This is a genomic window from Paraflavitalea sp. CAU 1676, from assembly GCF_029223285.1.
Lineage (GTDB): Bacteria > Bacteroidota > Bacteroidia > Chitinophagales > Chitinophagaceae > Paraflavitalea.
On the sequence record NZ_JARHUJ010000008.1, the window covers coordinates 162,096 to 173,983 of the forward strand.

At 50.8% G+C, this 11,888-nt stretch carries 7 protein-coding genes; all 7 read left to right on the forward strand.

Annotated features, from left to right (window positions below):
- Nucleotides 1–10: 10 nt before the first annotated feature.
- Nucleotides 11–2,071 carry a beta-L-arabinofuranosidase domain-containing protein gene (locus P2H89_RS25560; RefSeq protein WP_275832389.1) on the forward strand — a complete coding sequence of 687 codons (2,061 nt, stop codon included), beginning with the start codon at nt 11–13 and terminating at the stop codon, nt 2,069–2,071.
- A gap of 15 nt (nt 2,072–2,086) precedes the next feature.
- The gene (locus P2H89_RS25565; protein ID WP_275832391.1) at nt 2,087–3,133 is read left to right on the forward strand and encodes a glycoside hydrolase family 43 protein; all 1,047 of its coding nucleotides are present in this window, start codon (nt 2,087–2,089) and stop codon (nt 3,131–3,133) included.
- Nucleotides 3,134–3,176: 43 nt separating this feature from the next.
- Nucleotides 3,177–5,621, forward strand: coding sequence for a glutaminase family protein (locus P2H89_RS25570; protein ID WP_275832392.1), 2,445 nt, complete (start codon nt 3,177–3,179; stop codon nt 5,619–5,621).
- 71 nt (nt 5,622–5,692) lie between these two features.
- Nucleotides 5,693–6,343 carry a hypothetical protein gene (locus tag P2H89_RS25575; protein WP_275832394.1) on the forward strand — a complete coding sequence of 217 codons (651 nt, stop codon included), beginning with the start codon at nt 5,693–5,695 and terminating at the stop codon, nt 6,341–6,343.
- 63 nt (nt 6,344–6,406) lie between these two features.
- Nucleotides 6,407–7,438 carry a LacI family DNA-binding transcriptional regulator gene (locus P2H89_RS25580; protein ID WP_275832396.1) on the forward strand — a complete coding sequence of 344 codons (1,032 nt, stop codon included), beginning with the start codon at nt 6,407–6,409 and terminating at the stop codon, nt 7,436–7,438.
- 100 nt (nt 7,439–7,538) lie between these two features.
- Nucleotides 7,539–10,778, forward strand: coding sequence for a glycosyl hydrolase (locus P2H89_RS25585; protein WP_275832398.1), 3,240 nt, complete (start codon nt 7,539–7,541; stop codon nt 10,776–10,778).
- A gap of 175 nt (nt 10,779–10,953) precedes the next feature.
- Nucleotides 10,954–11,850, forward strand: a complete 897-nt coding sequence (locus P2H89_RS25590; RefSeq protein WP_275832400.1) for a hypothetical protein — start codon at nt 10,954–10,956, stop codon at nt 11,848–11,850.
- Nucleotides 11,851–11,888 lie beyond the last annotated feature (38 nt).

An 11,888-nucleotide genomic window follows, 5' to 3' on the forward strand; every position in this document is an offset into this window, starting at 1 on the left:
CGAACTTTCTATGTGGAACAGGAACTATAGAACCATTGCCTTGTCGGCTTGTATCAGCCTGGCGCTCGCCGGCCCGCTGCAAGCGCAAAACAGTCTCCAGGTAAGTATTGTCAACAAACCCGATAATACAGCCCTCAACCAGTTTTATCCCAGTAACAAAGCGCCCCTCCAACAACAATATTTTGTAAAACTGCCGGTGACTGCCGTGAAGCCAGGCGGCTGGCTGCGAAAAGCGATGGAATTGCAAAGGGATGGTCTTACAGGCCATTTGGGGGAGATCAGTATCTGGCTTTCCCGCGAAGACAATGCCTGGCTGCACAAAGACGGTAAAGGCAAATATGGCTGGGAAGAATTGCCTTACTGGTTGAAGGGATATGGCAATATCGGTTATATGCTGCGCGATGAGAAGATGATCAGGGAAGCGAAGTTCTGGATCGATGCAGCACTCGATAACCAGCGCGCAGATGGCGACTTTGGCCCCCTCGTTACCCGCCGTGGTAAAAGAGACCTCTGGACCAATATGCCTATGCTCTGGTGCCTCCAATCTTATTATGAATATGCAGGCGATCAGCGCGTGCTGAACCTGATGACGAAATATTTCAAATGGCAACTCTCCCTGAATGACGATCAATTGCTCGAAGATTACTGGGAGAACAGCCGCGGTGGTGATAATATCTATAGCGTGTACTGGCTCTACAACCGTACCGGTGATGCCTGGTTACTGGACCTCGCTACCAAGCTGCATAAGAACACTGCCAACTGGACCCAAAAGAACAACCTGCCCAACTGGCACAACGTGAATGTGGCGCAGTGCTTCCGCGAGCCTGCACAATATGCCATGCTGAGCCGCAATGCCGGCGACCTGCAGGCTACGTATGATAACTTCGAACTTATCCGCAATATATACGGGCAGGTGCCTGGCGGCCTATTTGGCGCCGACGAGAATGCCCGCAAAGGGTACGACGATCCCCGCCAGTTGGTAGAGACCTGCGGTATGGTAGAGCAAATGACCTCCGACCAGATCCTGCTGTGGTATACTGGTGATACCAAGTGGGCCGAGAACTGTGAGGATGTTGCCTTCAATACATTCCCCGCAGCCTTTATGCCCGACTACCGTTCGTTGCGCTACCTCACAGCGCCCAATATGGTGGTGAGCGATAGCAAGAACCATGCGCCCGGTATCGACAACAACGGACCTTTTCTGATGATGAACCCCTTCAGCAGCCGCTGCTGCCAGCATAACCACGCCGCAGGCTGGGTATATTATGCCGAGAACAGCTGGATGGCAACGCCCGATAATGGATTGGCGGCCCAATTGTATGTAGAAGGAGAGGTGACGGCCAAAGTAGGCGATGGTAATACCGTTACCATAGTTGAGAATACGCATTATCCTTTCGAAGAATCAGTAAGTTTTACCGTTAAGACATCTAAGCCCACCAGCTTTCCTTTGTACCTGCGATTGCCCGAATGGAGTCAACGACCTGTGGTGAAGGTAAACGGAAAGGCAGTGCCTTTCGAAGCGACGCCTGGTGGCTATGTGAAGCTCAGTAACCAATGGAAGAACAATGATAAGGTGACGCTTCAATTGCCCATGCAATTAAAACTGCGCACCTGGGATAAGAACAAGCAAAGTGTGAGCATCAATCATGGTCCTATCACTTATTCCCTGCAGATCAAAGAACGCTTTGAACAAAGAGACAGTAAAGAAACGGCGATCGGCGATTCTAAATGGCAGGCGAATGCCGACCCCGCCAAATGGCCTTCTTTCGAGATATTTCCGGCAACCGACTGGAACTATGGGCTGGTACTGAACAATCAGCCACTCGATAAATTATTCACGGTGGTAAGAAAGAGCTGGCCCAAAGACAACAATCCATTTACACAGGCCAATGTGCCGGTGGTGTTGAAGGCGAAGGGTAAGCAAATACCCAACTGGACCATCGACCAGTATGGTCTTTGCGGACTGCTGCCGCAAAGTCCGGTAGCTACCAGTGCACCTGTAAAAGAATTGACGCTTGTACCCATGGGGGCGGCCCGCTTGCGGATCGCTTCTTTTCCCGTGGTTCAATAAGATAAACGTAACCGTATGAACCGTTTTGGTATTTTGATCCTTTTTTTGATTTGCGTCGCAGGTAAAAGTGCGCTGGCCCAAACCTCCGGCGCTTCTTTTACCAATCCATTGCTTGCCTCGGGGGCAGACCCTTTTTCTTTTTATAAAGACGGTTATTACTACTATACGCACACGACAGGTAACCGCATCGATCTCTGGAAAACAAAGAACCTCGCCGATCTGAAAACGGCGCAGCGCAAAACGATCTATAAGCCACCGGTCAATACCGGCTACTCCAAAAACCTTTGGGCACCCGAGGTCCATTACCTGATGGGGAATTGGTATCTCTATTTCGCCGCCGATGATGGGCGCAACGAGCATCACCGGATGTATGTGCTGGAGAATGCAGCGAAAGACCCGATGGAAGGGGAATGGACCTTTAAAGGAAAAGTGGCCGATCCTTCCGACAAGTGGGCCATCGATGGCGATGTGTTTACCTGGAAAGGTCAGTTGTACATGATCTGGTCGGGCTGGGAAGGGGATACCAATGGACAGCAGGATATCTTCCTGGCGAAGATGAAGAATCCCTGGACGATCGAAGGCAACCGGGTAAAGATCGGCGCCCCGCAGTTCGACTGGGAGAAACATGGCGATCTGAATGACAAAGACAATCCGCCCCACGTGAATGTAAATGAAGGTCCACAGGCATTGACGCACGGCAATCGATTATTCGTCATCTTTTCGGCCAGCGGTTGCTGGACGGATTTCTATGCACTGGGCGTCATCAGCTTTAACGGAAAGGACAACCTGCTCGATGCCGCCGCCTGGGAAAAACACCCGCAACCCTTTTTTAAACAATCGAAAGAGAACGGCGTATATGCGCCCGGACATAACTCATTTTTCAAGTCACCCGATGGTAAACAGGATTGGATCCTTTACCATGCCAATAGTGCACCGGGCCAGGGATGTGGCGGCCACCGATCACCGCGTGCTCAGCCATTTACCTGGGATATAGCGGGTATGCCGCAGTTTGGAGAGCCTGTTAAAGAAGGCATAGCGCTCCCGGTGCCAACTGGAAAATAAACCTTATCACATAAAGTAACTACTCAAAAAAGAAAAGCAAATCATGAAGAAAGCACTGGCGTTAGGAATGATGGCGCTGCAGATCGGCAGCGTGATGGCACAGGAAATGCGTGCACCTGCCTACCCGTTGATCACCCACGATCCCTATTTCAGCGTGTGGTCGGCTACCAATCAATTGAATGCATCCCCCACCAAACATTGGACGGGCTCCGAACAATCTATGCTCGGTCTCATCAATGTGGATGGTACAGTATATCGTTTTATGGGCGCGCCCGGAAAGGTCTATAAGTCAATCTTGCCGGCCTCCGACGAGAAAGCATATGAGATGGCTTTTACCGAAGCAGAGCCTGCCACAGGCTGGTCGGAAAAGGAATTCGACGACCAATCCTGGAAGAAAGGAGCAGCGCCGTTTACCGACAATCGTTCTGGCGGAGGCACCCTGTGGAGAAGCAAGAACATCTGGGTGCGCCGCACTTTCACGCTCGAAGACATCAACTCCAATAAACTCTTCCTCAAGCTCAACCATGACGACAATGCCGAGGTTTATCTGAATGGAGAGAAGATATATAGTCACGTAGGATGGCTGAACAAGTTTCAATACTTCGCCATACCAGAATCGGCGCGCCGCAAACTGGTAAAAGGAAAAAATGTATTGGCTATTCACGTTGCTAATACTGCTGGCGGAGCGATGGTAGATGCAGGTATCGTCGATGAACCCAAGTTGCAGCCTGGCGGCAACATCAAGCTGGCGACCCAGGAAGATGTAACCGTCAATGCTACCCAAACTATTTATCGTTTCACAGCTGGCAAAACCAAGCTCACACTTTCCTTTACTTCTCCCTTGCTGCCCGATAACATCGACCTGGTATCGCGTCCGGTAACATACGTGCATACTTCAGTTAGTTCAACAGACGGAGCAAGCCATAAGGTGCAGGTTTATTTCGGCGCCTCTTCGGCCCTGGCTACCAACACGCCCGCGCAGCCCGTGGCAGCTGAGCAATATAATGCACAAGGACTCTCGATCCTGAAGATGGGAACTACCGAGCAGCCTATCCTGAAGAAGAAGGGTGATGACCTGCGCATCGACTGGGGTTATCTCTATGTGGCTGTGCCCGAGAAAGACCTGGCAACACAATATGTATCTACCGTTGCAGAAGCGGTGAATGCATTCAGTGCAGCTAAGATCAAAAGAGCTACTAAACTGGAAGGCACCCAGCTGATGGTCAACACCATCCTGAGTGGGACTGCTGCAAAGAATGCGCCGATGGCGCGTACCATCCTCGTAGGTTACGATGACCTGTATTCCATCCAGTATTTCGGACAAAACCTGAAAGCCTGGTGGACACAGAAAGGTAATACCATCGAACAGGAAATAGCACTGGCTGCGAAAGAGGAAAAAAGCATCCTGGCACAGTGCGACCAGTTCAACCGTAAGCTCTACAACGAAACATTGAAAGCCGGTGGCGAGCAGTACGCCCAATTGTGCGAGCTGGCTTACCGTCAAAGTGTATCGGCCCATAAAGTGCTGAAGGATTCGCGCGGCGAGATACTCTTCCTTTCCAAAGAGAACTACAGCAATGGCTGTATCAATACGGTAGACGTTACTTATCCTTCGGCTCCGTTGTACCTGGCGTACAATCCGGAACTGTTGAAGGGTATGCTCAATGGCATCTTCTATTACAGCGAAAGCGGTAAATGGAGCAAGCCTTTCCCGGCTCACGATCTGGGCACCTATCCGCTAGCCAATGGTCAGCTTTATGGTGAAGACATGCCGGTAGAAGAGGCTGGTAATATGATCATCCTTACGGCAGCTATCGCCAAAGCAGAAGGTAATGCCAATTATGCCAGGAAACATTGGAACACCCTCAGCACCTGGGTAGAATACCTGGTAAAGGATGGCTTTGATCCTGCGAACCAATTGTGCACGGATGACTTTGCCGGCCATATGGCACGCAACGCCAATCTCTCTGTAAAAGCAATTGTAGGTATTGCGGGTTACGCCATGCTGGCTGGCCAACTGGGAGATGCTGCTACTGAAAAGAAATACCACGATACAGCAGTTGCTATGGCTAAAAGGTGGATGCAGTTGTCGGGCGATGGCGATCACTATACATTGGCTTTCGATCGCAAGGGCACCTGGAGCCAGAAATACAACCTGGTGTGGGACAAAGTTCTTCACCTGAATGTATTCCCGAAAGAAGTATACGACAAAGAAGTAAAGTATTACCTCACGAAACAGCAGGCCTACGGATTGCCGCTCGATAGCAGAAGGACCTATACAAAGTCCGACTGGATCATGTGGACCGCAGCCCTTACCAATAATCAGCAGGATTGGAATGCGTTGGTACAACCCCTGTACAAGTATGCCGCAGAAACATCCAGCCGCGTACCGCTGAGCGACTGGCATGAAACGACTGATGGCAAGCAGGTAGGTTTCCAGGCACGCAGTGTGGTGGGTGGATATTTTATCAAACTGTTGGATAAATAACCTTATTGAGTACCGGTGCTGTTTGCCAGCGCCGGTACTCACTTTTAACGATTGCCAAAACTAACTTGTCTATGAAAAAAGCTATCTGCTTCCTTTTTCTCCTGGCGGCTGCCCGCACACAAGCCCAATCTGCCAACCAGGTGTTGGGATCATCTCTCTCTCATTACGTCTTTGAACAATTCCTTTCCGGCAAAGTATACCTGCGTTCCGGTGAAGTATCGGAAAGAAAACTGAACTACAATGCGCTCACGCGCGAAATGATCTTTGAAGAGAATGGCCAGCCCATGGCGATTGCCAATCCCGAAAATGTAGATTCAGTCGTTATCGTTGGGCATAGATTCATTCCTGCCGATAAGAAGTTTTACGAGTGGATTGCCGGTAACAGTTACCCCGTTTTTGCAGAATACGTATGTGCCGTGCAGGAGGAAGGCGTTTCATCCGGATACGGATCATCTTCCAATACCTCCGCCTCCAATACCATGAAATCCTTGCATGGCAATGGCACTGTGTATGCCATGAAACTACCCGATGACTTTAAGGTGAATACGAAAGTGGCTTATTACCTCTATAAGGACAATAAATACCATCCCATCAAGAATCTGCAACAGCTCAGTAAACTCGTTCCGGCAAAAAAGGATGTCATTCAGGCATGGGTAAAGGAACATAATACAGATTTCTCGAAGCGGGAGCAACTTCAACTGCTGATCGCTCAGATACAATAAAGCCGGCACTTATGGCGGCTGCAGCAAGCTGCGCCAGGCATAACATCCAATAACCAGATAAGCATGAGTGAACCTATTGTGAGAACTACTATACTGGATATCGCGCGGGAACTCAATGTGGCTGCTGCCACCGTTTCCCGGGCACTGAACGATCATCCTGCCATCAGTATCGCTACGCGCGAAGCCGTGAAGCAGGCTGCCCGGCGCATGAATTATCAGCCCAATAAGATCGCTTCTTCCCTTCGTTTGGGCCGGTCGAAGATCATTGGCGTTATCATACCCAGTGCCGAGATCAATTTCTTTGGATCTGTTATCCATGGCATAGAGAAAGTTGCCAGCAGAAATGGTTACAATGTATTGTTGTACCAAAGCAATGAACAATATGAGCTGGAGAAAAAGGCGGTGCAAACATTTTTGCATTCCCGGGTAGATGGCGTGCTGGCATCTATATCCAAAGAAACGATCAACCTGAAGCACTATGCCGACCTGAAAAGCAAAGGTGTTCCTTTGGTGCTGTTCGATCGGGCGCACGAATCGCTGCAGGTGCCTTCGGTAGTGGTCAATGATTACCAGGGCGCCTTCGATGCCACGAGCCACCTCATTCAACAGGGCTGCCGGCGAATTGCTCATATCGGCGGTCAGCAGCACGTTACCAATTTCAACCAGCGCCTGCGCGGATACATCGATGCACTCAACGTGCACAACATAGCCGTAGATGACGACCTCATTGCGTATGGAAAAGTAAGCATTGAATCGGGCAGGGAGTGCATGAAAAACCTGCTGTCCCGGAACCCCGATGCCCTGTTTGCGGTAGAAGACTTTACAGCACTGGGCGCCATCCAGACGATCAAAGAGGCAGGCTTACGTATACCGGAAGATGTTGCGATCATCGGTTTCGCCAATGAGAAGTTCAGCGAATACTTAACGCCTTCATTGTCTACTGTGAACCAACATACAGTTCGTATGGGGGAGGAGGCAGCCACCCTGTTTTTCGAGTTGTTGCAGAAAAAGGGTTCATCTAAATTACCGCCACGCAAACTGGTGCTGCAACCAGAGATCATCGTGCGTGCGTCATCAGCTGTCAAGCCAGGATAGTAAGTGAGGTCTTCATTTCCTGAAGCCATGTTGCGATGATAGTTGATCGTTCCCTTCCCCCATTGTCTCCCTCGCATTTTCGCAGTATATTACGCGGCTCATGCAATATACTAAGCCCTTCGCCCTTGTTTCCCTGTTGATGTTCAGTAGCCCGGTTTGGACGGCTGCTCAAAAGGTAGCGCCTGTTATGAGTTCGCTGGAGCATGGATTTCGTCAGCCGCCCGATTCGGTGAAGCCTGGTGTGTATTGGTATTGGCTGAATGATCAGGTGTCGCCGCAGGGAGTGGTCAGGGACCTTGAAGCCATGCACCGTATTGGCATTGGCAGGGCATTCATTGGCAATATCGGCCTGTCGAAAGAAGAGATACCGTATGGAAACAGTCCATTGTTTTCCGACAACTGGTGGCAGGCCACAGAAGCTGCACTACGCACTGCTTCGCAAAATGGCATGGAGATAGGGTTGTTCAACAGTCCGGGCTGGAGTCAATCAGGTGGCCCCTGGGTAAAGCCTGCCGAGAGCATGCGGTACCTTACTTCGGTTGAATGGCGTGTAAAGGGACCCAAAAAAATATCGATACCCTTGCCGGTTGAAAAGGAAAATTTTCAATCGGTGGCCATCATGGCGTTCCCCATGCCGGCACAGGAGGAAGAAGAAATAGCGAACTATCAACCAGTTGTCACTGCCTCCATTCCACTCAGCGATCTGCAGAAACTTGTCGATAAGAGCAGTCAAACAGCAGTAATATTTCCCGATAAAACTAAGGAGGTGCAGATCGACCTTGCACTCACCAAGTCATTCACGGCGCGCAGCATCGTGTTGTATCCTGCTGCCACCCCATTTCATGCAAGAGTGATATTGCAGGCGGGCGATGGGAACAACTTTACCACCATCAGCGAGTTTGACCTTAACCGGAGTAACCCACAGCTCAATGTGGGCTTTATTCCCTTTGCGCCGGTATCTGTTGCACTGCGTTCATCGACTGCAAAAGTATTCCGGTTATTGCTGACCAATATTCGCGGCAAAGCGGGATTGGCGGAAATAAAGATTGGTGCTGCACCGGTAGTGGATCTCTATATGGAAAAGCAGCTGGCGAAGATGTTCCAGACGCCATTGCCCATGTGGAATGAATACCAGTGGCCCGGACAACCGGAACCCGACGGGAAAGAGGGGGTGGTAGATGCCGGCAAAGTGATGGACCTCACGCGCCAGCTTTCTCCCAATGGAGTGCTGCACTGGAATGTGCCGAAAGGTGATTGGATCATTGTGCGGTATGGCATGGTGCCAACGGGCGTAACGAACAGTCCGGCCACCAAAGAAGGCCAGGGGCTCGAAGTCGATAAAATGAACAAGGCCATGCTGCCCCATCATTTTGAGGCATTTGCCGGAGCGATACAACAGAAGATTGCACCGGAACACCGGTCTGCCCTGAAATGGCTGGTGGCCGATAGTTATGAAACTGGGTCGCAGAACTGGACCGATGATATGATCGCTGATTTCAAAACGGCGATGGGGTATGATCCTTTGCGTTGGCTGCCGGTACTGTCGGGCAGGATCGTGGGGAGCGCGGAAATGTCTGACCGCTTTTTATGGGACCTGCGCCGGCTCATTGCCGACAGGGTGGCCTATCATTATGTGGGCGGACTGCGTACACAGGCAAACCAGCATGGTATGAAGCTGTGGCTGGAGAACTATGGCCATTGGGGCTTTCCCGGTGAATTCCTCCAGTATGGCGGGCAGGCCGATGAAGTGGCTGGCGAATTCTGGAATGAGGGGGACCTCGGTAGTATCGAAAACAGGGCGGCTTCATCTTCGGCCCATACCTATGGTAAAACTAAAGTGTCTGCCGAATCCTTTACGTCGGCCGGCCACACCTTTGCACGATATCCTGCCTTATTGAAAAAGCGTGGCGACTGGTCGTTTACTGAAGGCGTGAACAATACCTTGCTACACGTCTACATTCATCAGCCCGACGATGAAAAGTTACCAGGTATCAATGCCTGGTTTGGCACCGAGTTCAACCGGCATAATACCTGGTTCGATCAAAGTAAAGCATTCATCGATTATATACGCCGCTGTAATTTTCTGCTGCAACAAGGAAAACCGGTGAGTGATATCGCTTATTTCATTGGGGAAGATGCGCCCAAGATGACGGGCGTGCGTGATCCTGAGATACCCCCAGGTTACCAGTTCGACTATATCAACGGCGAAGCCATTGCCAGGCTAACTGTGAAGGATGGTCGTTTGGTATTGCCCGATGGCGTATCCTATCGCTTACTGGTATTGCCGCCATTGGCGACGATGCGGCCGGGTGTACTCAATAAGATCAGAGAATTAGTGCAGGCGGGAGCTGTAGTCATTGGTGCGCCTCCCCAAAGAGCGCCGGGATTGCAAAACTACCCGGCTGCCGATATGCAGGTACAGCGCACCGCTGCTGAATTGTGGAATGGAATTGACGGAGACCAGGTAAAGCACGGTACATTCGGAAAAGGCATGGTGCTGCGGGGTGTCTCGATGAAGGAGGCGCTTGCCCTGGTGCAAACAGGGCCCGACTTCATCAGCAATACCGCAACGAACGTGTTGTACGCGCACAGGTCGGCCCCGGGAGCAGAGATATACTTTATTACCAATCAAACCGAACAAGCGGTGGCGTTTGAACCCGCTTTCCGCGTTACAGGTCTGCAACCGGAGTGGTGGGATGCTGTTACCGGCAGCATGCGGTCGTTGCCGGAGTATACAATCGAGGGAAGGCATACCTTGGTGCCGTTAAAGCTGGAACCATTGCAAAGCGCCTTTATTGTGTTCAGAAGACCGGCTATTGGCAAGATACCGGGGGTTAACTTCCCCAAGCTAAAACCCCTGCAAATGCATGCAAGACCCTGGACGGTGCAGTTCGATACTGCCATGAAGGGGCCAGCAAAACCTGTCACGTTTACCAAGCTCGAAGATTGGAGCACGCACTCGCAGGACGCGATCAAGCACTACTCCGGGAACGCGATTTATAAGACTACATTTTCTATTAATAGTTTGCCCAAGGGAGAGCATGTATTGTTGAATCTGGGCGTGGTATATAACATGGCCTCGTTAAAGGTAAACGGACAAGAATTGGGTACTGTTTGGACGGCGCCATGGCAGGTAGACATTACTCCTGCCTTGAAGCAGGGGGAGAATAAACTGGAAATAACGGTCGTTAATACCTGGGTCAACCGGCTTATTGGCGACAGCCGTTTACCCGAGGCACAACGCAAAACCTGGTCGCCGGTAAATTCTTATAAACCCGGGGATGCTTTGCAACCTTCTGGCCTGGTGGGGCCCGTGACTTTGTGGGGAGTGAAGTATTGAGAAAGTCACTTACCTTCACGCCATGCCTTTCTCCCGCCGCCAATTTCTGCTCACTAGTGTAGGTGGTTGCGTTCTTGCAACAACCAAAGGAGTTCAAGCCGCCTTGGCGCAGCTTGATGGAGTGAAATCGCCCGCTACGCTCATGACGGTAACCGGACCGATAATTTCATCGGCTATGGGAGCTACACTGATTCACGAACATATCCTGGTAGATTTTATTGGAGCTGACAAGATCAGCTATGACCGTTGGAACCGGGAAGAAGTGATCAAAAAGGTAATGCCCTACCTGGAAGAGATGAAGGCGCAAGGGGTAAAGACCTTCTTCGACTGCACCCCTGCATTTCTGGGCCGCGATCCTGTATTGCTCAAAACGATCGCTGAGAAAACCGGATTGCACATCGTTACCAATACCGGATACTATGGTGCTATCAAGAATAAACATTTGCCGGCCTGGGCACATACCGAAACCGATCAGCAACTGGCGCTGCGATGGATCAGGGAAGCCAAGGAAGGCATTGAAGGAACCGATGTGCGGCCTGGCTTTATTAAGATCAGTGTCGATGAAGGTAAGCTATCGGCATTGCATCAGAAGATCGTGCGCGCAGCTGCCATTACCCATCTTGCTACAGGCCTCACCATTTGTTCGCACACAGGTAAAGCACCAGCAGCGTTTGAACAACTGGAAATTCTAAAGGCCGCCGGTCTGCAGCCGGATACATTTGTTTGGGTGCATGCGCAGGCTGAAGACAATATCGAGCAACATATCAAAGCGGCCACTATGGGCGCCTGGGTTAGCCTGGACGCCATCGGTTGGGGCAAGCCGGAACAATACGTCTCCCTGCTAACGGAGCTCAAAGAGCGCCGGCTGCTTCACCGGGTCCTTATCTCACACGATGCCGGCTGGTACGATCCCGCTAAACCTGCAGGCGGTGAGTTCATTGGTTTTACCGCACTGTTTACTAAGCTGATCCCTTTGTTGAAGAGCAAAGACTTCACAAAGGCCGATATCGACCAATTGCTGGTCTACAATCCTATCATAGCGTTTACTGCCGGTGTCCGTCGTTTACCATGATGTTTTAAAGACGTCCTCTCACAAACAGCGAATTCCTA

Excerpts from the sequence above, each read along its gene's own strand:
- P2H89_RS25560 (WP_275832389.1), top strand. The coding sequence starts at position 11 with ATGTGGAACAGGAACTATAGAACCATTGCCTTGTCGGCTTGTATCAGC.
- P2H89_RS25565 (WP_275832391.1), top strand. The coding sequence starts at position 2,087 with ATGAACCGTTTTGGTATTTTGATCCTTTTTTTGATTTGCGTCGCAGGT.
- P2H89_RS25570 (WP_275832392.1), top strand. The coding sequence starts at position 3,177 with ATGAAGAAAGCACTGGCGTTAGGAATGATGGCGCTGCAGATCGGCAGC.
- P2H89_RS25575 (WP_275832394.1), top strand. The coding sequence starts at position 5,693 with ATGAAAAAAGCTATCTGCTTCCTTTTTCTCCTGGCGGCTGCCCGCACA.
- P2H89_RS25580 (WP_275832396.1), top strand. The coding sequence starts at position 6,407 with ATGAGTGAACCTATTGTGAGAACTACTATACTGGATATCGCGCGGGAA.
- P2H89_RS25585 (WP_275832398.1), top strand. The coding sequence starts at position 7,539 with ATGCAATATACTAAGCCCTTCGCCCTTGTTTCCCTGTTGATGTTCAGT.
- P2H89_RS25590 (WP_275832400.1), top strand. The coding sequence starts at position 10,954 with ATGGGAGCTACACTGATTCACGAACATATCCTGGTAGATTTTATTGGA.